The organism is Luteibacter sp. E-22 (genome assembly GCF_049913125.1).
GTDB lineage: Bacteria > Pseudomonadota > Gammaproteobacteria > Xanthomonadales > Rhodanobacteraceae > Luteibacter.
Genome location: NZ_CP183975.1, coordinates 2,976,173 through 2,999,826, shown reverse-complemented (window position 1 = coordinate 2,999,826; position 23,654 = coordinate 2,976,173). Strand labels below are relative to the sequence as shown.

Sequence of the window (23,654 nt, the reverse complement as noted above, 5' to 3'; positions counted from 1 at the left end):
ATCATGCGGGTTTTGGCCGCGTAACCCCCGGGTGACGCTTGTCACATCCGCACAATGACGCAAGCGACTGCCGCCAAGGACTTGCGCTGGAATATGTTGCGACGCAAGGGAGGGCACATGAACAACCACACTCGCATCGCACGCCTCGAACATGTTGGAAAACGTTACGGCGAGGTCGTCGCGCTCGACGGCATCGACCTGGACATCCACCGCGGCGAACTGCTGGCCCTGCTGGGCCCGAACGGCGCCGGCAAAAGCACATGCATCGGCCTGCTGTTGGGCCTGCATCGCGCCGACAGTGGCACCGTGACGCTGTTCGGCGAAGATCCACAGGATATCGCCCCGCGCCGGCGCATCGGCGTGATGTTGCAGGCGGCGAACCTGCCGGCGACGTTGAAGGTGGGCGAACTGCTTCGCCTGACGGCAAGCTATTACCCCGACCCGCGCCCGCTGGCCGAGTGCGCGGCCCTCGCCGGAGTCGCCGACCTGCTCGGCCGCCGCTACGGCGCCCTCTCGGGCGGCCAGCAACGACGCGTCCAGTTCGCCATGGCGATGGCCGGGCGCCCGGAAATACTCTTTCTCGACGAGCCGACGGTCGGCATGGACATCACGGCACGGCAGTCGCTATGGGCGGCCATCCGGCAGCTCGTGGCCGGCGGTTGCGCGGTGGTGCTGACGACGCATTACCTGGAGGAAGCCGAGGCGCTGGCGGACCGCGTCTGCGTGATAGCGAAGGGCAGGGTCGTCTCCGAGGGCAGCGTGGATGCGCTCCGCGCGCGCGTGGCATTGCGGCGGATTCGCTGCCTGACCTCGCTCGATCCGGGTATCGTGGCGGGCTGGCCGGACGTCGCCTCGGTCGAGGCCCGGGAGGATCGCCTGGCGATCGCGACCACCCAGGCAGAGGTGGTCGTAAGGCAACTACTGCACGCCGACCCCTTGCTGTCGGAGCTGGAAGTGCAGCGCGCCGGCCTCGCCGAGGCCTTCACCGAAATCGCCCGCGACGCCGATGCCGCACAGGAGGCTGCATGACCGCCATCGACACCGCCATCGACCGCGCCGCCGCGATTACCATGACACCGGGACGTCTCGTCGATGCGTACGTGCAGGAGGCGAAAGCCGAGTGCCTGCGCTACCTGCGCAACCCCGGCTTCCTGCTGCCGACCTTGCTGTTTCCATCGGTGTTCTACGTGATGTTCGGCATCTTCCTCGGCCATGCCAACAGCGCGGACGCGCCGCGCTACCTGCTGGCCTCCTATGGCACCTTTGGCGTCATGGCGCCGGGCCTGTTCGGCTTCGGCGTATCGCTGGCACTGGAACGCGACAGCGGCTTGCTGACGTTGAAGCGCGCTTTGCCGATGCCGCCGGGAGCGTACCTCCTGGGCAAGATGTGCATGGCCTTGCTCGTGGCCGCGATCGTCTCGGCGATCCTGCTGTGCCTGGCCATCTTCGTCGCCAGCGCCGCCTTGCCGCCTTCCCGCGCCGCCATGTTCTTCGGCGTGGAGGTGCTCGGTTCGCTGCCGTTCTCCGCGATGGGCCTGCTGCTGGGCACGCTGGTGAAAGGGCAGGGCGCGCCCGGCGTGGTCAACCTCATCTATCTGCCGATGGCGTTCCTCTCCGGCCTGTGGATTCCGTTGTCGGTCATGCCGCCCTTCCTTCAGTCGATCGCGCCGCTGTGGCCCGCCTACCATCTCGACCGGCTCGCGCTTTCGGCGGTGGGGCTGGGCGAGGGCGGAAACGCCACGCACGTGGCCGTCCTGGCCGGCTTCACGATCGCCTTCGCGGGGATCGCGGCGCATCGTTTGCGCCGTCACGGTTGAAGTAGCATGAGCGCACGCCTTTCCACGGACACTCCCATGGTTCCCTCGTGGTTCCAGCCAGCCCCGGATTCGCTCTGGAACCGCTACCGCGACAAGCCGAGGCTGCGGATCGGCAGCCTGTTCCACCTCGTCTGGACGGTGTACGTCTTCGGCGATCTCGTCTTCGCCGAAAAGCTCCGTCCGTACTGGGTCCTGGCGACCGCCATCACTTTTCCACTATTCCTGATCCTTTACGGCCTGAGCTACGTGCGTCCGATACGCGAGGCGAGGCTGTACGCGGTCGCCGTCGCCCTGATGGGATATGCCACGCTCAAGTTCAACACCAGCGGCGGCGCCTGCTATGTGATCTACGCCTGCGCGATGATGGGTTTCGATGGGGCGCCGAAGCGTTGCTTCATAGGCATCGCGGCGGTGATCGCCGGTTTCATGGCCACGGCATGGTTTCTGCTGTCGTGGCCGTTCGCGGTCATGGCCACGCTGTCTTTCATCGCGTTGTCGGTCGGCTCGGTCAACGTCATCTACCGCTTCAACGCGCAACGCGACGCCGAACTGAAACTGTCGCACGACGAGGTCCGCCGGCTGGCCGCGGCCGCGGAACGCGAGCGCATCGGCCGCGACCTGCACGACCTGCTTGGCCACACGCTGTCGTTGATCACCTTGAAACTGGAGTTGTCGCGCCGCCTGCTCGACCGCGACGCCGCGGCGGCACGGCGTGAAATGGAGGAAGCCGAGCAGGTGGCGCGGGACGCGCTGGCGGAAGTGCGTTCGGCGGTGACCGGTATCCGCGCCTCGGGGGTCGTCGCCGAACTGGCGGCGGCGCGGCTACTGCTCAACACCGCCATGATCGATTTCATCTACACCAGTGAGATGCCCGTGCTTCCCGCGCGCGTGGACGCCGAACTCGCCCTCGTCCTGCGCGAGGCCGTGACCAACATCCATCGTCATGCCGGCGCGTCGTGCGCGGAAGTGATGGTGGCCATGGACACGCGCGCCTGCACGATGACCGTCAAGGACAACGGGCGGGGCGTGGACGGCGGCGAAGGCAATGGCATCTGCGGCATGCGCGAGCGCGTGCGTGCACTCGGCGGCACGCTCACTTTCGAATCGAGCCGGCAGAAAGGCACGCTCCTGCGCATCGAGGTGCCGTTGACGCCGACGGATCGCCTGTTGTCCCGGGCCGTAGCCGCGGCGGCGGCGCTGCCTCCGGCGGGGACGGGCAGGATGGCCTCGTGATGCGTATTCCCCCGCCGCGTCCGGATTCCCTGCTCGGCGGCCTGCGTTCGCCGGTGTACCTGCGTTGGCAGGCGGGCTTGCAGGTGTTCTGGCTTATCGCCCTGATCCAGGCCCCGCTCGCGGTGAAGGGGTTCGACTGGACGTGGCTCGGTCCGACGCTCGCCTCGATACCCGTCTACCTGGTCTGCTACGTGGCGGTGTTCGTGGCGCCATTGTCGCGCCTGCCGTTCCATGCCGGCGCCATCGTGGCGCTCGGCTTCGTCGTGTGGGCGGTGAACCCGGTATCGATCGGCTACGTCGTGATCGGCGTGACCCTGCTCGCCTATGCCCGGCGGGCGCGGGCGTGGCTGCTCGGCGTGGCGATCGCGACGCTGCTCACGCTGGGTTGGGTCTACGCTTTCCATGTACCGATGGTGCACGTGCTGGTCGTGTTCGGCGTCGGCCTCATGGCCGGATTCAGCAACTATCTCTATGTGCGCGGCGCGCGGCGCGACGCCGAGTTGCGCTTGTCGCAAACGGAAGTTCGCCGGCTGGCGACGTTGGCCGAGCGCGAGCGCATCGGCCGCGACCTGCACGACCTCCTCGGCCATACGCTGTCGCTCATCACGTTGAAGTCCGAGCTGGCGAAACGCCTGGCCCTGGCCGATCCCGCACGCGCGCAGCAGGAAATGGAGGAAGTGGAGCGGGTGGCGCGGCATACGCTTGCCGAGGTGCGTAGCGCGGTGACGGGCCTGCGCGCCGGCGACCTCGCCAGCGAACTCGTATCGGCGCGGCTCATGCTCGAAGCCTCGGGTATCGCCCTGAGCGTCGAGTTGCCCGACGGACTCGACTTGCCCGCGCAGACGGAGGCGTCGCTGGCGCTCGTGCTGCGCGAGGCCATCACCAATATCCATCGCCATTCGCGTGCCACCGAGGCGCGCGTGATCATTACCCGGAACGGACAGGAATTTTCGATGCGCATCGTGGACAACGGCTGCGGCGGCCTCGCCGCGCACGGCAATGGCGTATCCGGCATGCGCGAGCGCGTGCGCCAGATTGGCGGACGCCTCGCCATCGACTCACCGGCGAAGCAGGGAACGGCGCTCGAGATCGGCATCCCCGCCCATGCCCGGCAGGCGGGAGGTTTCGCATGATCCGTGTGCTGCTTGCCGAAGACCAGGCCATGGTTCGCGGTGCCTTGACCGCGCTGCTCAGCCTGGAATCGGATATCGAAGTGCTCGGTTCCGCCGCCGATGGCGAATCGGCGTGGCGCGAACTCCAGCGGCTCAAGCCCGACGTGCTGGTGACGGATATCGAGATGCCGGGGCTTACCGGCCTGGAGATCGCCCAGCGGGTTCGCCGGCACGAGTTGCCGGTGAAGGTCATCATCGTCACCACCTTCGCCCGGCCCGGTTTCTTGCGCCGTGCGCTGGATGCGGGCGTGGGTGGCTACCTGTTGAAGGATGCGCCCGCCGAGAACCTGGCCGAGGCGCTGCGGACCGTGCATCGCGGCGGTCGCGCCATCGATCCGCAACTGGCGCTCGAGGCATGGTCGGATGCCGATCCGCTCAACGACCGCGAACGGCAGGTGCTCCGCCTGGCCGGTGAAGGACAGTCCGCCAGCGAGATCGGCGCCCAGTTGAACCTCTCGCACGGCACGATTCGCAACTATCTGTCCGAGGCGATCGGCAAGCTGGGCGCGGCCAACCGGATCGAGGCCTATCGCCTGGCCCGGCAGAAGGGCTGGCTCTAGGGGCACCGGCGGCCACGCGATGGGCGATAATCTCCCATCCGTCGCTCCGCCCCGGTTGTCCCCGTGAAAAAATCCGACTTCGATTTCGATCTTCCGCCCGAACTCATCGCGCAGGCCCCGCTGGTCCGGCGCTCGGGAAGCCGGTTGCTGGTGATCGATGTCGCGGCGCACACGAAGAAGGACCGTAAATTCGCCGAACTGCCGGAAATGCTCCAACCCGGCGACCTGCTGGTGTTCAACGACACCCGTGTCCTCCCGGCCCGCCTCTACGGACGCAAGGAATCCGGTGGCGCGGTGGAGATCCTCATCGAGCGGGTCACGGGGGCGCACGAGGCGAGGGCGCAGCTGGGTGTCAGCAAGAAGCCGAAGGAAGGCGGACGCATCGAGCTCGCCGACGGCAGCATGGTGACCGTGCTGGGTCGCGACGGCGAATTCTTCCTGCTGCGTTTCGAAAGCGAGGAGCCGCTGGAGCGCCTTCTTTCACGCCTGGGCGAGATGCCCCTGCCGCCTTACATCGAACGCGGTGCCGACGAGGTGGATACCGAGCGCTACCAGACCGTGTTCGCGCGCGAGCCGGGCGCCGTGGCGGCACCGACCGCCGGCCTGCATTTCGACGAAGAGCTGCTCGCGAAGCTGCGGGCACGCGGCGTGGAAATGGGCTATGTCACCCTGCATGTGGGCGCGGGCACCTTCCAGCCGATGCGCGCCGAAGACGTTCGCGACCACGTGATGCATCGCGAGTGGTTGAACGTGGGCGCGGGGCTGGTCGAGAAGATCCGCGCGACCCGCGCGGCGGGCCACCGCGTCGTGGCCGTGGGCACCACCGTGGTCCGCGCCCTGGAAAGCGCCACCGTCGAAGGCGTGCTGCGCCCGTTCGCCGGTGAGACGCAGATCTTCATCTTCCCCGGCTACAAGATCACCAGCGTCGATGCGTTGATCACCAACTTCCACCTGCCGCAATCGACCCTGTTGATGCTGGTATCGGCGCTGGCGGGCAAGGAGGTGATCCTGGACGCCTACCGCTACGCGGTGCTGCAGCGTTACCGTTTCTTCTCCTACGGCGACGCCATGCTGATCATGCCGCCAAGGCCCGCCTGAGACGCTAAGGCTGGCCTGGCGACCCGTGCGACAGGTCGACCGAGATATCGGCCGCGGCGGCCACGAGCAAACGCGCGGTGGCCTTCATGTCGATCTTCGCGCCGCGGCGTTCGATGAAGGGCACGGTCAGCGCGCAGACGGCATGGTTGCCTTCGATGATCGGGGCGGAAAGATCGGTCACGCCATCCACCACTTCGCTGGGTATGGTGGCGAGGCCGGCACCACGGACTTCCTTGATGGTGTTCTCGATACGCGTGCGCTTCAGGCCGGGCTCGTGATCGAGCATGGTGCGGAACCAGCGCTCGCGGGTGTCGTCGGTCTGCCAGGCCAGGAGGACGTAGCCCGACGCGGAATGCGATATCGGGCGGCGGTGTCCCACGCGGACGACGAGGCCGGTTTCGCCAGGCGGGTCGACGCGCGCGATCACCACGATCTGTTCCTGCGAGGGCACCACGAGATGACAAGACTGGTCGATCTCGTCGGCGAGGCGGTGCATCACCGGCATGGCCGTTTCCACGAGGTTCCTCACCGGCGGCTGCTCCATGCCGAGGCGGAACAGGCGTGGCGTAAGCGAATAGGAGCCTTCACCGTCCGGCCGGGAGATATAGTCCCTTTCTTCTAGCACCTGGAGCATGCGGAAAATTTCGCCACGGGAACGGCCGACGCCGTCGGAGATCTCGGCGATGGAAAGGGGCTGCGTCGCCTTGGCGAGCAACTCCAGGATGTCGAGGCCCTTGTCGAGGGCGGGGGCGCGATACTTCGGCGAATCTGTAGGCATGGCATTCCGTGGCGGTGACGAAGATGGCCGGACGAGTCTAGCCTGCCCCATGCGCGGAGGCGCACACGCGGCGGTCGACGGCTATGTTGCAGCGCAGCTTGTTATGCAGGTGAATTATAAGTTCATATTTGCACAATGGGGCCAGCCACGGTAGAGGAGACACGCATGCAGCTGCACACGCCGTTGGAGGTGTCCGCCGCGCGCCCGCCCGCACGGGCTCCGTTGTTTCCGCTGGCATTGATCGTCAGCCTGTTCTTTCTCTGGGGCGTGGCGAACAACCTCAACGACGTGCTCGTCGCACAGTTCAAGAAAGCGTTCACCCTCTCGGATTTCCAGGCCGGGCTCGTCCAGAGCGCTTTCTACCTCGGATATTTCCTCGTCGCCATACCCGCTGGCGTCTTCATGCGCCGCTATGGCTACAAGGCGGCGGTGGTGTTCGGCCTGCTGCTCTACGGCGCGGGCGCCTTGCTGTTCTGGCCTGCCGCGGCCACGGCGACGTATGCGACCTTCCTCGTGGGCCTGTTCGTGATCGCGGCGGGACTCGCCTTCCTCGAAACCTCGGCCAACCCGTATGTCACCTTGCTGGGGCCGCGCGAGTCGGCGGCGTCGCGGCTGAACCTGGCGCAGGCATTCAATCCCCTCGGCTCGATCACCGGCGTATTGATCGGCCAGCATTTCATCTTCACCGGCGTGGAACGTTCGCCCGCGGAACTCGCGGCGATGGACGCGGTGGCGCGCACGGCTTACATGAAGAGCGAGGCGGCGGCGGTACAGATGCCGTACCTGGTGATCGGCCTGGGCGTGATCGCGTGGGCCGTCATCATCGCCGTGACGCGCTTTCCGCGCACGGCATCGAGCGGGGACGGAAGCGCGGTGGTGGAGCGGGGCGTGCTCGGCCGTCTCCTGCGCGATGGCCGGTTCATGTCGGCGGTGGCCGCGCAGTTCTTCTACGTGGGCGCCCAGGTCGCCATCTTCAGCTACATGATCCGCTACGCGCAGGCGACGATGCCGGGAACGGCGGACAAGGCCGCCGCCAATTTCATCACGGCGGGATTGCTGTGTTTCATGGCCGGCCGTTTCGCCGGTGCCGCGTTGATGAAGTACCTGCGGCCGGCGCGCGTGCTCAGTACCTTCGCCCTGGTCAACGTCGTCCTGGCGACGACCGCGGCCTTCGTCCCCGGCAGTGTCGGCATCTATGCGCTGGTGGCCTCGAGTTTCTTCATGTCGATCATGTATCCGACCATCTTCGCCCTCGGCGTCGAAGGGCGCGGCGACACCGAGCGCAAGTTCGGCGCGTCGTTGCTGGTGATGTCGATCGTTGGTGGCGCGGTGGTCACCGCGGCGATGGGGGCGACGTCCGATCGCCTCGGCATCGCCCACGCGATGCTGGTGCCGATGCTCTGCTTCGTGGCGATCTTCCTCTTCGCCTGGCGGCGCTCGAGGAGCCAGGAGGCGCTCGCATGACCTGGCAATGCCTCGCGCTCGACCTGCGTGACGATCCCGCCTCGATCGCCGAATACGAGCGTTGGCACCAGGCGGAATTCATCTGGCCGGAAGTGGTTCGCTCGATCCGCGACGCGGGCATTCGGGACATGCGCATCTTCCGCACCGGGAACCGGTTGACGATGCTGATGCGCGTGGGGCCGGAGTTCGATGCCGGGGCCAAGGCGGCGGCCGACGCGGCAAGCGAACGGGTACAGGCGTGGGAGGCGTTGATGTCCACCTTCCAGCAGCCGTTGCCCTGGGCGGAAGCCGGGCAGAAGTGGGTGCCGATGCGGCAGATCTTCGACCTGGCCGATTGCGGCTGATCACCCGCGCCAGAGGATATCCGGCGACACCTTCGCCGCGTCGAGCGTTCCCGTCAGCGCCATCGTCACGCTCAACTCCCTGCGAATCAACTCGATCGCCTGCGTGACGCCGGCTTCACCGCCCGCGCCGAGCCCGTAGAGGAAGGCCTTGCCGATCAGCCCTGCGCGCGCGCCCAGCGCAAGCGCCTTGAGCAGATCCTGTCCGCTCGTGATGCCACTGTCGAGCAAGACCTCGGTGCCGCCGGCGACGGCGTCCACGATGGACGGCAGGACATCGATGCTGGCCGGCGCACCGTCCAGCTGGCGTCCGCCGTGATTGGAAACCACGATCGCGTCCACGCCATGGACAACGGCCTGGCGGGCGTCCTCGGCGTCGAGGATGCCCTTGAGGATGAGCTTGCCGGGCCAGAGATCGCGAATCCACGCCAGGTCGTTCCAGTTCAACGTCGGATCGAACTGGCTGGCGATCCATTGCGCCAGCGTGGTCAGGCTGTCCGCGCCCTGGATATGCCCATCGAGGTTGCCGAACGACCGGCTCGGCGCACGCAGCACGTTCCACGCCCAGCGCGGCTTGCTCGCGATGTCGAACAGGTTGCGCAGGGTGATCTTCGGCGGCACGGACAGGCCGTTCTTGATCTCGCGGTGGCGCTGCCCCTGCACGGTCAGGTCGACGGTGAGCATCAGCGCCGAACATTCCGCGGCATGTGCGCGGCGGATGAGTTCGCGGGTGAAGCCGCGATCGCGCATCACGTAGACCTGGAACCAGAACGGCGCGTCCGTGGCGGCATGCACCTGCTCGATGGAACAGATCGACATCGTGCTGAGGCAGAACGGTATGCCGGCCTTCGCGGCGGCACGTGCGCCATGGATCTCGCCGCTGCCGTGTTGCAGTCCGGTAAGACCGGTTGGCGCGATGGCCAGTGGCATGCTCAGCGCCTGGCCCATCACCGTGGTGGCGAGCGAGCGGTCGTCCACGTCGCGCATCACGCGCTGGCGGAAGCGCAGGCGCTCGAACGCGCTGCGGTTCTCGCGAAGCGTCGATTCGTCGTAGGCGCCGCGATCCGCGTACTCAAAGAACGCCCGGGGTACGCGGCGCCGGGCAAGATCGCGCAGGTCGGCGATGTTGGTGACCGGCTTCATGCGTTCAGCCGTCCACCGTCAGCGATAGCTCCCGCCAGACGAGCCCGTCCGGAAACAGGTGGTCGGTGACCGAATCCGGATGCATCTGGGCGGAAAAGCCCGGTGCGGTCGGCACCATGTAGCGGCCGTGCACGATCCGTACCGGATCGACGAAGTGCTCGTGAAGGTGGTCCACATACTCGATGGCGCGGTCTTCCTTCTTGCCCGTGATCGCCACGAAGTCGGCCATGGCCAGGTGTTGCACGAGTTCGCACAGGCCTACGCCACCGGCATGCGGGAAGACGCGGACGCCAAAACGCGCCGCCAGCAGCAGGATGGCGAGGTTCTCGTTCACGCCGCCGACGCGCGCGGCATCGATCTGGATCAGATCGACCGCGCCCGCCTGCAGGAACTGCTTGAACATCACCCGGTTCTGCCCGTGTTCTCCGGTGGAGATGGGCGTGGGCGCGACGGCGCGACGGATGGCGGCATGACCGAGCACATCGTCGGGGCTGGTCGGTTCCTCCACCCAGGCGAGGCCTACGTTCTCCAGTGGTTTCAGCCATTCGATGGCGGTGTCCACGTCCCAGCGCTGGTTGGCGTCGACGGCGATGGCGATGTCCGGGCCCACGACGGCACGTGCCAGCCGGCAGCGGCGTATATCGTCCTCCACGCTAAGGCCGACCTTGAGCTTGATGGTGCGGAAACCATCTTGCACGGCCTGTCGCGCGAGTCGCAGCATCTTTTCGTCCGAATAGCCGAGCCATCCGGGGGAGGTGGTGTAGGCGGGATAGCCTTCGGTTTCCAGTTGCGCGATACGCGCCTGCTTGTGCGGCTCGGCCTCGCGGAGGATAGCCAGCGCCTGTGCGGGCGTCAGCGCATCGGTGAGGTAACGGAAGTCGATCTGCGCGACGAGTTGTTCTGGCGTCATGTCGGCGATGAAACGCCACAGCGGCTTGCCTGCGCGGCGGGATGCCAGATCCCAGGCGGCATTGATGACCGCGCCGATGGCCATGTGCATCACGCCCTTCTCGGGACCGAGCCAGCGCAGTTGCGAGTCGCCATTGAGTTCGCGCGCGAAGTCGCCGAGGCGGTCGACGATGTCCTCGATCGGACGGCCGACCACCATGTGTTCCAGCGCGGCGAGGGCGGCGGTCTGCACGTCGTTGCCGCGTCCGATCGTGAACACGAGCCCGTAGCCCGAGAGACCGTCCGGGCTATCGGTGCGGAGGACCACATAAGCCGCCGAGTAATCCGGGTCCGGATTCATCGCGTCTGAGCCGTCGTGGTCGAGCGAGGTCGGGAAGCGGACATCGAACGTGTCCAGCGCCGTAATTTTCACCATGCGATCCGGCCTCCTTAGCCGGCGACGTATCGATCCGTAACAATGGAATTCAGGACGGGCGGCCTGGGTGCGCCACGACGTCCTGGCGCTGGCGGCCGAGCCCTTCGATGCCCAGCTCGATGACGTCGCCGGGCTTCAGGTAGGTGGGCGGCTTGAGGCCGAGTCCGACGCCGGCCGGCGTGCCCGTGCTGATGACGTCGCCCGGCATAAGCGTCATGTAGCGGCTGATGTAGCTCACCAGTTGCGCCACGCCGAACACCATCGTTCGCGTATTGCCGCTCTGGTAGCGGTGGCCGTTGACTTCGAGCCAGAGCGACAGGTTCTGTGGATCGGCCACCTCGTCGCGCGTGACCAGCCAGGGGCCGATGGGGCCGAAGGTGTCGCAACTCTTGCCCTTCACCCATTGGCCGCCGTGCTCGAGCTGGAATTCGCGTTCGGACAGGTCGTTGATGACGGCATAGCCGGCGACGTGCGCCATCGCTTCGTCGACCCGCACGTCGCGGGTGACCTCGCCGATGATGACGCCCAGCTCCACTTCCCAGTCGGTCTTCACCGAACCGCGCGGAATCACCACGGTGTCGTTGGGCCCGCCGATGGCGGAGGTCGCTTTCATGAAGAGCACCGGCTGTTCGGGTACCGGCGCGTTGGTTTCGGCGGCGTGGTCGGCGTAGTTCATGCCCACGCAGATCATCTTGCCGATGCCGCTGACCGGCGTGCCCAGGCGTGGTTCGCCTTGCACGATGGGAAGCGTCGCAGGGTCGATGGCGGCAAGGCGGCGCAGCCCGGCATTGCCGAGCACGTCGCCGGCGATATCGGTGACCACGCCGGAGAGATCGCGCAGTTGGCCCCTGTCATCGACGATGCCGGGTGTTTCCTTGCCGGGCGCGCCGAAACGGACGAGTTTCATCGGAGTGCGTTCCTCAGTTCGACCAGCCGCCGTCCACGACGTGGACGGTGCCGGTGGTGAATGACGATTCGTCGGAGGCCAGATAGACGGCCAGCGCGGCGATTTCGCGCGGCTCGCCCAGCCGGCCCATCGGCTGGCGATCGGTAAAGCCGCGCCATGCGGCTTCTTCATCGCCTCCGAGCGCACGTACGCGCGCCACCAGGGAAGGCGTCTTCACGGTGCCGGGACAGATGGCGTTGCAGCGCACGCCGCGCGCCACGTAGTCGGCGGCGATGGACCGGGTGAGGCCGATGACGGCGGCCTTGGTACTGCCATAGGCGAAGCGATTCGGTACGCCCTTGATGCTGGAGGCGACGGAGGACATGTTCACGATGCTGCCGATGCCACGTTCGAGCATGCCGGGCAGTACGGCGCGGCAGGTGTGGAACATGCTGTCCACGTTGATCGCGAAGGAACGGCGCCATGCGTCGTCGTCGGTGTCGAGCAGGGTGCCTGCGTGCACGTAGCCCGCGCAGTTGAAGAGGATGTCGATCGCCCCTGCGGCGGCCACGACGCTGGCGATCGCCGCCGCGTCGGTCACATCGAGGCGCTGCGTCTTCACGTTCGGGTGTTCGGCGGCCAGGCTGGCCAGTTGCGCTTCGTCGATATCGGTCGCCAGCACCGTCGCGCCTTCGGCGGCGAAGGCCAGGGCGGTGGCACGGCCGATGCCCGCACCGGCCGCGGTGACCAGTGCGCGCTTCCCTGCAAGGCGGCCACTCATGGGGCGGGAGAGAATCGTCATGCTGGGTTCCTCGATGCGTCGTGGGCCGAGTAGAGGGTTAGCGCGTTGCCACCGAATACCGCGTCCGCCGCCGTTGGCGCATGGCGGTGAACGAGTTCGCTGGCGCACGTCTTCCACGCGCCATAGGTGGTGTGCGTCGTGAGCACGGGCCAATCGCTGCCCCAGATGAGGCGCGCGGCGCCGAACGTCTCGAACAAATGGGCGGCGTAGGGTTCCAGCGCGACCGGATCGGCCGACGGGCCGGTGAGCGTGAGCAGGCCGGAGAACTTGCAATACACATCGGGCATCTGCGCGAGGCGCGCGATGGCGCCGGACCATTCGGCAAACCCGTCGGCGGCGATGTCGGGCTTGGCGGCGTGGTCGATCACGGCGCGCAGGCCGGGATGTTTCCCCAGTCGTTCGTAGAGCGCGCGCAGGTGCCGGTTGTCGACCAGCGCGTCGAAGACGAGGCCGCGTTCGGTGATGAGGCCGAACGCGCTGTCGAGCGACGACGACGCCAGCCAGTTCGTATCGGGAATGTCCTGCACCATGGGCCGGACGCCACGGAGCAGGCCGCCGCCATCGGCGATCAAGCGGTCGAGACGGTCTTCGACATCGGGGCTTTCCAGGTCGACCCATCCCACCACGCCGATGGCACCGGGCATCTCGCGGGCAAGCTCGAAGAGGAAGCGCGTCTCGGCTTCGTCCGGCGCGGCCTGGACGAGGATGCAAGCGTCTGCGTTCGCGGGCAGGTCGCCTGGCAGGAAGGCGCGGCGCAGCGCCGCCGGTGCATGGGCCAGCCATGCGTAATCGAGCCGCGAAGGGTCCCAGTAGTGGCGGTGTGCATCGACGATCACGGCGTGGGCGCTCCAGCGGCAAGCAACCCTTCGTCGCGCAGCGTCTTCCATGTGGTCGCGGGAATCTCGGCACGCTGGCGGAGCAGGGCGGCATCGACTTCCGCGACGGAACGCAGGCCGCAGACGACGCTGACGACCGCCGGGTGGGCGAGGGGAAATTGCAGCGCGGCCGCACCGACATCGGTCCCGGTGCGCGCGCATGCATCGTAGAACCGTTGCGCCCGCGCGAGCACGCCGGGCGTGGCCGGCGCGTAGTTGTAGGTCGCGCCAGGGCCATCGGTGCCACCGAGCAGCCCGGAGTTGTACGGACCGGCGACCAGCACGGATACGCCATCGGCCCGGGCCCGCGTCATCACCGCCTTGCTGTCCGCCTGTTCGAACAACGTGTAGCGCCCGGCGAGCATGATCGCGTCGAGGGGAAAGCGCGGCATCACTTCCAGGCACACCGCTTCTTCGTTCACGCCGATGCCGATGGCACCGACAAGGCCTTCCTCGCGCATGCGTGCCATTTCAGGCAGCGCCTCGTCCAGCGCCTGGGCCAGTACGAGAGGATGACGCTCGCCGTGCGTGAGCGCGCCGATATCGTGCAGGAAGAGGATGTCGATGCGGTCGGTGCGTAGACGGCGCAGGCTCGCTTCGAGGGCCCGTCGCACACCGTCGCGGCTGTAATCGAAGCGTGCGGCGCGGCCGTCCACGGCGAAGCCGTCGGCTTCGCCGCGCCGACCCGCGACGTCCTCGATCACGCGTCCCACCTTCGTGGAAAGCGTGTAGCTGTCTCGCGGAACGCCGGCGAGCGCATCGCCGATGCGCGTCTCGCTGAGCCCGAAGCCGTAATAGGGCGCGGTATCGAAGTGACGGATGCCACCAGTCCAGGCGTGGAGGATCGTCCGGCGCGCGGCCGCCTCGTCCACCTCGGCGTAAAGATTGCCTACCGGAGCGCCGCCGAATGCCAGCCGGGACAACGGCCTTGGCCTGCGTCCGGGTGGTGGGGCGGGAGTCTGGCTCGCGTGCTGCGATGGCATGAATGCTCCTTGGCGCTTACTGCGCAGGTATAAATACTACGTTTATATGTGAACTTGTCTAGAGCCTTGAACCATCTCAAGAAAATGTTGCAGTGCAACTTGAATCGGTTGAAACATATCTGAATACTGAGTTCGCCAGTGAACGGATCGCAAGAACTTCTGCATCCGGAAAATGACAACGTTGTCGGCGTGGGGCCGGTCCGTTTCATCGCTGGATGCGAGGGGTAACGCCCGCGCCGTCGCCAACGGCGCGGTTCCACAAGACAAGCATGCGCTGCCCGGGCAGGGCGGAAGGCGTGTATCCGGAATACAGCGTTCGGGGAGATCATCCATGACCATCAGCAAGACCCTGTTGTGCGCGAGCATCCTTTGTGGACTCGCCACGGCCGTACACGCGCAGGACGCCACACCCGCCCCGGCGGATCCTCCGAAGACGGCGCAACAGAAGGCGGCCGATAAGCGCGTGGAGGAATTGCAGGCGGTGACCGTCACCGGTTATCGCGGCAGCCTGGAGAAGGCGATCGACGTCAAGCGAAACGCCAACGCCGTCGTGGATGCGATCAGCGCCACCGACATCGGCAAGTTCCCCGATACGAATGCCGCGGAATCGCTCTCGCACCTGCCGGGCATCACGGTGGACCGCCAGTTCGGCGAAGGCGAGAAGATCAGCGTCAACGGCACCGACGCGGCGCTGAACCGCGTGCTCTTGAACGGCCAGACCATCGCCTCGGGCGATTGGGGCGGCAACCCGACGGATACCAGCGGCCGCACGTTCAACTATTCGCTGCTCTCGCCCGAGATCATCGGCCTGATGGAGGTCTACAAATCGCCCGAGGCCCGTATCGACGAGGGCAGCATCGGCGGCACGGTCATCATCCATACGCGCAAGCCGCTCGACCTGCCGGCGAACACGCTGCGCGGCTCGCTCGGCTACAACTACAACGACCGCTCGGCAGAGGGTAATCCGCGCGCCTCCGCGCTTTGGAGCTGGAAGAACGCCGATAGCACGTTCGGCATCCTCACCAGCGTGACCCACGACAAGCAGAACCTCTCCCGCGCGGGCATCGAGTTCTTCGGCTATACCACCGGCGCGAACATCACGGGCAACCCGAACGTCACGGGCGACCAGAACTACGCCAACGCGAAGATCCCCGTGGGCATCAACAGCGCGTATTTCCAGCAGACGCGCGAGCGCAACGGCTTGCAGTCCACCTTGCAGTGGCGCCCGGACGAGCACAACGAGTTCAACCTGACCGGTCTGTACGTCAAGGGCAAGTACGACAACTTCAGCGAATCGCGCTACGTGTGCCCCGGTTGCGGCGATCTCAACAAGCTGACCGACATCAACGTGGCCAACGGCTACATCACCTCCGGCACGGTGTCTTCCACCACGGGGAACGGGCAACCGTACGCCGAACTGGATGCGAACTACCGCAAGACCGAGGTTTCGACCAAGAGCATCAACCTGCGCCACGACTTCAACGGCGACGCCTGGGTGTTCACCAGCCAGGTCGGTTATACCAGCGCCGGCGGTGGCAAGGACCCCGAATACCTCATGAAGTACCTGCTCCAGAACGGCGGGTACAACTTCGGATACGACGGGCGCAATACCAGCGTGGGCTACCAGAACGGTTCGGCCGCGAACTGGGGATTGGTCGGATCACCGGCGGGATCGCCCCCGGGCGACACCTCGCTGCCGGGCCAGAACCAGGCCGGCGGCATCTACTACGAGACGACGACGGATCGCGAGCGCTATGCGCAGTTCGACGCCTCGCGCGACCTGGAGTGGGGCCCGATCAACCAGATCCAGATGGGCGTGAAGTACACCAACCACTTCAACGGCACGCAATCGCGCGGCAACCGCATCAACACCACCGATCCCATTTCACTGACGGACTTCGATCCGGGTTCGACTCCCGGTGGCCTGTTCGACGGCCTGCATGCCAGCGGGGATCTCACCGACTGGCCGACGGCCAGCCGGAGCAGCGTCGTCGACTACCTCAAGTCGCAGCCGCAGGGACCGTTCAACCCGAACTACCCGGCGATGTTCGGCGTGTCCGAAGTCACCAAGGATGCGTACGTGCAGATGAACTACCAGTCCGGTAGCTGGCGCGGCAACGTGGGCGTGCGCTATGTCGACACGAAGGACACGTCGAACTACTACGTCAACAGCGACGGCGGTACCTATAGCCGCGTTTCCAGCAGCACGCATTACTACAAGCCGCTGCCGTCGGTGAACGTGGCCTATGACCTCGACGAGGACAAGGTCCTGCGCCTGTCCGTGGCCAAGGTGATCGCACGCCCCCGTTACGGTGACCTGGCCGGAGCCACTTCACTCAACGGCGCGGCCACGGGCAACTTCACGGCCAGCGCTGGCAACCCCGACCTCAAGCCCTACCAGTCGACGAACTTCGACCTGTCGGCGGAGTGGTATTTCGCGCCGGCCAGCCTGTTGTCGGTCGAGGGCTTCGTGCGCAAGATCGACAGCTACATCGTCACCACGACATCCGAACGCTCGTTGACCGACCCGACCACCGGCCAGACCAACGTGTACTCGGTGACCTCGCCGATCAACGCGTCCAACGCGAAGGTGTCCGGCCTGTCCCTGATCTATCAGCAGGACCTCGGCCACGGCTTCGGCATCCAGACCAACTACACGTACAGCAAGGCCACCACGCAGACCCAGACCAACGGCGACAAGCTCAATCTTCCGTACCTGTCGAAGAACACGATCAACATCATCCCGTACTACGAGCATGGCCCGTGGTCGGCGCGCATCAACTACAGCCGCCGCTCGCCGTACTTCACCCAGGTGGGACGGCTCAACTCCAACGTGTTTTCCGATGCGTACAAGGAGCTCGACCTGAGCGCGTCGTACCAGATCACGCCATGGGCCGGCATCACGCTCAGCGCGACGAACCTGCTGGATTCGACCTATTACCAGTACGCCGACATCAAGTACGCTCCGATCGGTGAGTACAAGAGCGGACGTACGTACTCGATGACCCTGAATTTCAAGCTTTAGCGCGCACCGGCGGTGGCTGCCTCCCTGCGGCGCCGCCGGTTCTTTTTCTCCGGAAGGAGTCCACGCATGCGACGACGATTGGTGTTCCTTGTGGCGGGCCTGCTGGCCGGCGCTGTCCACGCCGACGGGGCGACCGCGCCCACGGCAGGCAGCGTGTCGCCGCAAGCCCAGGACCTGGCCTGGCAGAAGGCCTCGGCGAAGTTCGCTCCCGAACGCCGGGCGATCTTGGATCGGGTCGCCAAGGGCTCCGGCCAGGGGCCGTTTCGTCCGGATTGGGCGTCCTTGCAGGCCTATCGCTCACCCACGTGGTACGACGACGCCAAGTTCGGCATCTTCATCCACTGGGGTGTCTATTCGGTGCCGGCGTTCGGCAGCGAATGGTATTCGCGCAACATGTACCAGCAGGGCACGAAGGAATTCGCCCATCACGTGGCCACCTACGGGCCGCAGTCCCGCTTTGGCTACAAGGACTTCGTTCCGATGTTCAAGGCGGAGCATTTCGATCCGGATGCATGGGCCGCGCTGTTCCGTAAGGCCGGCGCGCGTTACGTCGTGCCAGTGGCCGAGCATCATGACGGCTTCGCCATGTACGACTCGAAGCTGTCCGACTGGACGGCGGTGAAGAAGGGACCGAAACGCGACGTCATCGGCTTGCTGGCGAAGGCCGTGCGGGGGCAGGGCATGCGCTTCGGTGTGTCGTCTCACCGCGCCGAGCACGACTGGTTCTTCGACGGAGGCCGCCATTTCGATTCGGACGTGAACGATCCGGCGAATGCGGAGTTGTACGGTCCGGCAGTGGACCACCTCAGCAAGCACGACGAAAACCTCGCGGACGACTGGACCTACGTCTCGCAAGCCTGGCTCGACGACTGGCTCGCGCGCACGACCGAACTGATCGACGACTACCACCCGGACCTCATCTATTTCGACTGGTGGATCGGCCATCCGACGTTCCGCAACACCTTGCCCACGATGCTTTCGTACTACTACAACGACGGCGCGAAACGCGACGGCGTCGTGGTGAACTACAAGCTTGGCGACTTTCCCGAGGGCGCGGGCACGCTGGATATCGAGCGCGGCCAGCTCACCGGCATCCACGCCACGCACTGGCAGACCGATACCTCGATAAGCAACGACTCCTGGGGTTATATCGAGCACGATACCTACAAGTCGCCAGCCTTCATCATCCATCTGCTCGCCGATGTGGTAAGCAAGAACGGCAACCTGATGCTCAATATCGGTCCGCGCGCGGACGGAACCATCCCGCAGGGCGCGCAGGATACCTTGCGCAGCGTCGGCCGCTGGTTGAAGACCAATGGCGAAGCGATCTACGGCAGCAAGCCGTGGCGCGTGTTCGGAGAGGGACCCACCGAGGTGGTGGGCGGTACGTTCCAGGACACCAAGACCAAGCCGTACACGGCCGAGGATTTCCGCTTCACCACGGGCAACGGCAAGCTCTACGCCATCGAACTGGGCTGGCCCGCCAAGGGTAAGGCCACGGTGCATTCGATCCAGCCCGGCGACGCCGTGACGCGCGTGGAACTGCTTGCCGACGGCAGCGACGTCCCGTTCACCCAGGATGCCGGTGGCCTGCACCTTCGTCTTCCCTCCCACCCCGTCGGCAGCGATGCGTACGTGTATCGCATCACGCTGGCGAACCCGCCCAAGGCCACCCCATGAAACGACCGTTCATCGCGCTGCTCGCCTGCCTTCTGTGGATGCCGCTCGCCGCATTCGCCAAGGCGCCGGTGGCGCTCTTCTACATGATGGAATCGCAGAAATCGATCGCTTCGTTCGAGGCCCACGTCGACAAGATCGACGTGCTGGTGCCGACCTGGTACGGCGTCGACGAAAACGGCCTGGTTTCGGGCGCCCCCGACGCCTACGTGCTGAAGATCGCCAAGGCGCACAAGTTGCCGGTGATGCCGATCATCTCGGCCGGCGGCGACCGGGCGAAGTTCCACGCGCTTCTGACCAGCGAGACCGCGAAGAAGGCGATGATCGGCAGCATGATCGAGCAGGCGAAGCTGCACGGTTTCAGCGGCTTCCAGTTCGACTTCGAGAACATCGCCTGGACGGATCGCGATGCGCTCACCCTGCTGACGAAGCAGACCTACGAGGCGCTGCATAAGCACGGCCTCCAGTTGAGCATGGCGGTCGTGCCGAGCGCGCCGGGTTATGCCGGCCGCGGCGCCTTTGGCAAGTGGATGTGGGAGTACTGGCGCGGCGCGTACGACCTGAAGGAGCTGGCCAAGGTGCTCGACCTGGTCTGCCTGATGACCTACGACCAGCATACGCGCTGGACCACGCCCGGTCCGGTCGCGGGCATGCCCTGGGTGATGGAGCACCTCGAGTACGCGATGAAGGTGGTGCCGAAGGAGAAGCTGTCGTTGGGTATCGGCCTCTATGGTTACCACTGGTTCGCCGGCAATCCGGTGGGCGCGGACGGCAAGGAGAACTCGAATATCTCGGCGGAGTACATCGATGCCGATGCGTCGTTCCCGCTGGCCAAGCAGTTCGGCGCGACGATGCAATGGGACCCGGTGGAACACGAGTCGTGGTTCTACTTCTACCGCGACCAGATGCGCGAGTGGGTGTTCCTTCCGGATGCCCGGGCCTTCCGTGACCGGTACGACGTGGCGAAGCAGTACGGGTTGCAGGGCTTCTGCGCCTGGGTGCTTGGGGCGGAAGATCCGAAGATCTGGGATGAACTGCCTGACGCCGTGCGGTGAGGGAGAGGCGCGCCGGTAGCGGCGCGCCATCGCCGGCATAGCCGGCTCCCACATAAAGCCACGATAGCGAGATGCGGCAGCCGGCTCCCACGCAAAACTGCGATAGTGGTGTGTGGGAGCCGCTTCAGCAGCGATAACGGCCCCTCACCATTCGACCGGGGGATCGCTCAGCGCCCCACCTTGAACAGCTTGAACTCCCGAATCCGCACCGTCCCCACCGCGGAGAGGATGTTCAACCGCACCCGCCGCGCCGTCACCGGCTCGAAGGCATCGATCTTCATGTGACCGATAGCCTGCGCCTGCGCTACCGTCTTCCATCCCTTGCCATCCCACACCTGCACGGCATAGCCGTGGACGTTCTGCCCGCCGTCCAGCCACTCCATGCTCATGGCGTGGTCGAAGGTCACCTCGCGACCGAGGTCAACCTCGAGGCTGGCATTCGCCGAGCCGGCCGGGGCCGACCAGAACGTCGCCGGATCGTTGTCCAATGCCGCGGCGACGTTGTCGTCGACCGTGCCATGCTTTGCAGCGAGGTTGGCCTCGTCGCCATAACGCGCCTTCAGCGCCTCGCCGAACTCCGCCAGTCGCCGCACATCGGCATCGGGTAGCAGGCCGTGCGTATCGGGCGCGACGCCCAGCATGAACTGGCCGCCCTTGCCGACGCTGTTCTCCCAGTTGTCCATGAGTTCGTCGACCGTCTTCAATGACGCGGCGAAATCCGGCTTCGAACTGAAGAACCAATGATTCTTGTGTAGTGGCGTGTCCACTTCGAGCGGACGCCAGCGCAGTTGCCCATGCCGGTCGATGACGTTCCAGTTCTCGCCCTGGACAACGCCTTGCTCGTTGCCCACCCAGCGGATGTCGCCGTAGTCGAACAAGGCCATGTCCGCGAAGACCATGGTGTTCGGCTGGTAGGTGCGGAGGGTCTCCACGTATTTCGCGAAATCATAGACGTGGCCTGCGCTGCCGGCGCCGTCGAGCCACCATTCGGTCAGCGGGCCGTAATGCTGGACCAGTTCCTCCATCTGCGAGAGGTAGTACTTGTCGTACGCCGCCGAATCCTTGTAGCGCGGATCGTGGCGGTCCCACGGCGAAAGATAGACACCGAAGCCGAGGCCGTTCTTCTTCGCCGCATCCGAGGCCATGCGCACGAGGTCGCCCTTGCCGGCTTTCCAGGGACTGGCCTTCACCGAGTAGTCGGTCTGTCCGGTGGGCCACAGCGCGAAGCCGTCATGGTGTTTCGCGACCAGCACCATGTAACGCACCCCCGCGGCTTTCACCGCGCGCGCCCACTGGTCCGGATCGACCTTGTCGGGATGGAACACGGAGGCGGGCGCCGTGCCATCGCCCCATTCCCGATCGAGGAAGGTATTGGTACCGAAATGGACGATCACGCCGAATTCGAGGTCTTGCCATGCCACCTGCTGGGGCGAGGGTTTCACGTCGGTGAACGATTCAGCGCGCGGGACGCCGGGCAGGGATGCCAACAGGGCGACGGCGAGGCAAGAGGCCAGGCGGCGGAGGGAGGGGGGCTTCGTCATCGAACGGATTTCCTTGACGGCGGCGCGAACGGGAAAGGATTCAGGGGGTCTTCGGCGGGTCGGACCACAGGCGCCGGTCCGTGCCACGCATGACGGGCTGGTCGCGCGTGTCGAAATCGAATACCACCACGTGGTTCACGCCATGGTGGAACCATGGCGCCGGGGCATACAGGTCGTGTTGCGGCCCGATGGACCAGATCCGGCCGAGGTTGGCATCGTTGAGCCAGACGAAGCCTTTGCCGAAGGCGCGGACATCCAGGAAGGTATCCGCCGGCGTGTCGATCGTGATCGATCCGCGATGGAACGCAGGCCCCTCGATCTTGGCGGTGGTCCATCCGCGCAACGTGTCGGGCGATGTCATCGGCAGCGGGAACACCTGCCAGCCGTGGAGGATCGTTTCACCTAGCATCATCGGATCGACGAGTCCGGCGCGGCCGTCTTCCAGATGGGGACCGTAGTTCACGCGTCCGGAGTTCTCGACCAGGATGTCGAGCGTGTGCTCGCCAGAGGCGATGTCGATATCGACGGCCACCTGCTTCAGCCGGCGCTCGACGGTCCCGCGCGGCTGGCGGTCGAGATAGACGGCCGCGTAGTCGCGGACATCGCCGAGGTAGAGCGAACCGTGGAAGGGGCCGTGTACCGTGGTGCGGTAAAGCGTGTACCCGTAAGCCTGGCCGTAGGCTTCCATGGGCTTGGGAAGGTCGGAGGACTGCGGTGCGGGCAGATTGTCCCACAGCGAGGCGGATTCACCCAGGGTGAAGGCGGGAAGCTCGCGCAGGGAAGGTGACGAGGGCAAGGGAGGCGGTGTCACTCCCGTGGCCTTGGCGATGATGTCGCGGAACCGCGTGAACTTCGGCGTCGGCCGTCCGGCTTCGTCGAGCGCTGCGTCGTAGTCGTAGCTGGTGGTCTGCGGTGCGTAGTGGTCCGCGGGGCCACCCTGGAAGTTCGCACCGTTCATGAAGCCGAAGCTGGTTCCGCCGTGCACGAGGTACACGTTCACCGAATAACCCTGTTTCAGCATCCAGGCCAGTTCGTCACCCTGCTGCTTCGCGTCCGTCGCGGCGTGCTTGCCGCCCCACTGGTCGAACCAACCGGCCCAGTATTCGCCGGCCATGCGCGGCGAGCCTGGCCGGAACCGTTCGAGCATCTCGAAACTCTTCTTCGCCTCGCCGGGTGAGAAGTCGATCACCGCGGTCACGTCGGGTAACGTGCCGTTGGCGAGCAGGTCCGGGCCGTCGTAGGTCAACAGGAGGTCGTCGGCAAGCCCGGCGCGCTTGAGCATGTCGCGGATGTCGCCGAGATAGGCCTTGTCGTCGTTGTACGAGCCGTACTCGTTCTCCAGTTCTGTGGCGACGATGGGTCCGCCGTGGCTTGCCATCAGCGGCGCCAGTTCCTTGCCGAGACGTTGCAGGTATCGATCGGAAGCAGCCAGGAAGCGCGGATCGCGCGAACGCACGCGCAGGCTGGGATCGGCGAACAGCCACGCGGGATAACCGCCCGCGTCCCATTCGCCGCAGATGTATGGACCCGGCCGCAGGATCACGTTCAGGCCTTCCGCCCGGGCTGCCTTCACGAAGGCGGCGACGTCGTTGCCACCACTGAAATCGAAGCGGCCGGGCGAGGGCTCCAGCAGGTTCCAGAACACATACGTGGTAATCGTGTTGAGGCCCATCGCGCGCGCCTTGCGCAGGCGGTCGGTCCAGTACTCCCTCGGCACCCTCTGGAAGTGCATGTCGCCCGAGATGATCTGGTACGGCTTGCCTTCGCGCATGAAGTGCGCGCCGGACACGCTGACCGGCGGATTGGCGAAGGCAGACGGCGCCATGCTGAGGAGTGCCGCGAATGCGACGGCAAGGCGCGTGAGGGTAGGGTGTTTCATC

The 23,654-nt window shown here is 65.8% G+C and carries 20 protein-coding genes; 11 read left to right on the top strand and 9 right to left on the bottom strand.

The window, feature by feature from the left end; all coding sequences use genetic code 11:
* Positions 1-117 precede the first annotated feature (117 nt).
* From ACN9M2_RS13390 to queA, 6 genes are all read left to right on the top strand, one after another.
* Positions 118-1,029, top strand: coding sequence for an ABC transporter ATP-binding protein (locus ACN9M2_RS13390; RefSeq protein ID WP_426285197.1), 912 nt, complete (start codon positions 118-120; stop codon positions 1,027-1,029).
* Positions 1,026-1,817, top strand: coding sequence for an ABC transporter permease (locus tag ACN9M2_RS13385; RefSeq protein ID WP_426285196.1), 792 nt, complete (start codon positions 1,026-1,028; stop codon positions 1,815-1,817). The genes ACN9M2_RS13390 and ACN9M2_RS13385 overlap by 4 nt, the downstream gene beginning before the upstream one ends.
* A 6-nt stretch (positions 1,818-1,823) precedes the next feature.
* Positions 1,824-3,050 carry a sensor histidine kinase gene (locus tag ACN9M2_RS13380; RefSeq protein WP_426285195.1) on the top strand — a complete coding sequence of 409 codons (1,227 nt, stop codon included), beginning with the start codon at positions 1,824-1,826 and terminating at the stop codon, positions 3,048-3,050.
* Positions 3,050-4,183: a sensor histidine kinase gene (locus ACN9M2_RS13375; protein ID WP_426287926.1), complete on the top strand. Its 1,134-nt coding sequence runs from the start codon at positions 3,050-3,052 to the stop codon at positions 4,181-4,183. The genes ACN9M2_RS13380 and ACN9M2_RS13375 overlap by 1 nt, the downstream gene beginning before the upstream one ends.
* Positions 4,180-4,782 (top strand): response regulator transcription factor, encoded by a 603-nt coding sequence (locus ACN9M2_RS13370; RefSeq protein ID WP_306850354.1) that lies wholly within the window; start codon positions 4,180-4,182, stop codon positions 4,780-4,782. Before ACN9M2_RS13375 ends, ACN9M2_RS13370 begins: the two co-directional genes overlap by 4 nt.
* A gap of 63 nt (positions 4,783-4,845) precedes the next feature.
* Complete coding sequence (gene queA / locus ACN9M2_RS13365) at positions 4,846-5,880, top strand: tRNA preQ1(34) S-adenosylmethionine ribosyltransferase-isomerase QueA (RefSeq protein ID WP_426285194.1); 1,035 nt, start codon at positions 4,846-4,848, stop codon at positions 5,878-5,880.
* Positions 5,881-5,884: 4 nt separating this feature from the next.
* On the opposite strand, the gene ACN9M2_RS13360 is transcribed toward queA, so the two are convergent.
* Positions 5,885-6,658 (bottom strand): IclR family transcriptional regulator, encoded by a 774-nt coding sequence (locus tag ACN9M2_RS13360; RefSeq protein WP_426285193.1) that lies wholly within the window; start codon positions 6,656-6,658, stop codon positions 5,885-5,887.
* 165 nt (positions 6,659-6,823) lie between these two features.
* Here ACN9M2_RS13360 and fucP point away from each other — a divergent pair, with 165 nt between their 5' ends.
* Both fucP and ACN9M2_RS13350 read left to right on the top strand, forming a co-directional pair.
* Positions 6,824-8,122: an L-fucose:H+ symporter permease gene (fucP, locus tag ACN9M2_RS13355; protein WP_426285192.1), complete on the top strand. Its 1,299-nt coding sequence runs from the start codon at positions 6,824-6,826 to the stop codon at positions 8,120-8,122.
* Positions 8,119-8,466: an L-rhamnose mutarotase gene (locus ACN9M2_RS13350; protein ID WP_426285191.1), complete on the top strand. Its 348-nt coding sequence runs from the start codon at positions 8,119-8,121 to the stop codon at positions 8,464-8,466. The genes fucP and ACN9M2_RS13350 overlap by 4 nt, the downstream gene beginning before the upstream one ends.
* On the opposite strand, the gene ACN9M2_RS13345 is transcribed toward ACN9M2_RS13350, so the two are convergent.
* Genes ACN9M2_RS13345 through ACN9M2_RS13320 form a run of 6 tightly spaced genes read right to left on the bottom strand, consistent with a single transcriptional unit; the run spans position 8,467 to position 14,476 of the window.
* Entirely contained in the window at positions 8,467-9,606 is a 1,140-nt protein-coding gene (locus ACN9M2_RS13345; RefSeq protein WP_426285190.1) for an alpha-hydroxy acid oxidase, read from the bottom strand. It lies immediately after the preceding gene.
* A 4-nt stretch (positions 9,607-9,610) separates the two neighbouring features.
* On the bottom strand, positions 9,611-10,930 hold the full coding sequence (locus ACN9M2_RS13340; RefSeq protein ID WP_426285189.1) for an L-fuconate dehydratase: 1,320 nt from the start codon (positions 10,928-10,930) through the stop codon (positions 9,611-9,613).
* A 49-nt stretch (positions 10,931-10,979) separates the two neighbouring features.
* Positions 10,980-11,837, bottom strand: coding sequence for a fumarylacetoacetate hydrolase family protein (locus ACN9M2_RS13335; RefSeq protein WP_426285188.1), 858 nt, complete (start codon positions 11,835-11,837; stop codon positions 10,980-10,982).
* 13 nt (positions 11,838-11,850) lie between these two features.
* Positions 11,851-12,597: an SDR family oxidoreductase gene (locus tag ACN9M2_RS13330; protein WP_426287925.1), complete on the bottom strand. Its 747-nt coding sequence runs from the start codon at positions 12,595-12,597 to the stop codon at positions 11,851-11,853.
* Positions 12,598-12,614: 17 nt separating this feature from the next.
* Positions 12,615-13,454, bottom strand: a complete 840-nt coding sequence (locus ACN9M2_RS13325; RefSeq protein WP_426285187.1) for an amidohydrolase family protein — start codon at positions 13,452-13,454, stop codon at positions 12,615-12,617.
* Positions 13,451-14,476 (bottom strand): aldo/keto reductase, encoded by a 1,026-nt coding sequence (locus ACN9M2_RS13320; RefSeq protein ID WP_426285186.1) that lies wholly within the window; start codon positions 14,474-14,476, stop codon positions 13,451-13,453. The genes ACN9M2_RS13325 and ACN9M2_RS13320 overlap by 4 nt, the downstream gene beginning before the upstream one ends.
* Positions 14,477-14,807: 331 nt before the next feature.
* Here ACN9M2_RS13320 and ACN9M2_RS13315 point away from each other — a divergent pair, with 331 nt between their 5' ends.
* The 3 genes from ACN9M2_RS13315 (at position 14,808) to ACN9M2_RS13305 (ending at position 20,233) form a co-directional block, all read left to right on the top strand.
* Positions 14,808-17,501, top strand: coding sequence for a TonB-dependent receptor (locus ACN9M2_RS13315; protein ID WP_426285185.1), 2,694 nt, complete (start codon positions 14,808-14,810; stop codon positions 17,499-17,501).
* A 66-nt stretch (positions 17,502-17,567) separates the two neighbouring features.
* Positions 17,568-19,181: an alpha-L-fucosidase gene (locus ACN9M2_RS13310; RefSeq protein ID WP_426285184.1), complete on the top strand. Its 1,614-nt coding sequence runs from the start codon at positions 17,568-17,570 to the stop codon at positions 19,179-19,181.
* Positions 19,178-20,233 carry a glycosyl hydrolase family 18 protein gene (locus ACN9M2_RS13305; RefSeq protein WP_426285183.1) on the top strand — a complete coding sequence of 352 codons (1,056 nt, stop codon included), beginning with the start codon at positions 19,178-19,180 and terminating at the stop codon, positions 20,231-20,233. Before ACN9M2_RS13310 ends, ACN9M2_RS13305 begins: the two co-directional genes overlap by 4 nt.
* Positions 20,234-20,400: 167 nt before the next feature.
* Here ACN9M2_RS13305 and ACN9M2_RS13300 read toward each other — a convergent pair whose 3' ends face one another.
* Entirely contained in the window at positions 20,401-21,774 is a 1,374-nt protein-coding gene (locus ACN9M2_RS13300) for an alpha-L-fucosidase (RefSeq protein ID WP_426285182.1), read from the bottom strand.
* 40 nt (positions 21,775-21,814) lie between these two features.
* Positions 21,815-23,653, bottom strand: a complete 1,839-nt coding sequence (locus tag ACN9M2_RS13295; RefSeq protein WP_426285181.1) for a beta-galactosidase — start codon at positions 23,651-23,653, stop codon at positions 21,815-21,817.
* Position 23,654: the final 1 nt, after the last annotated feature.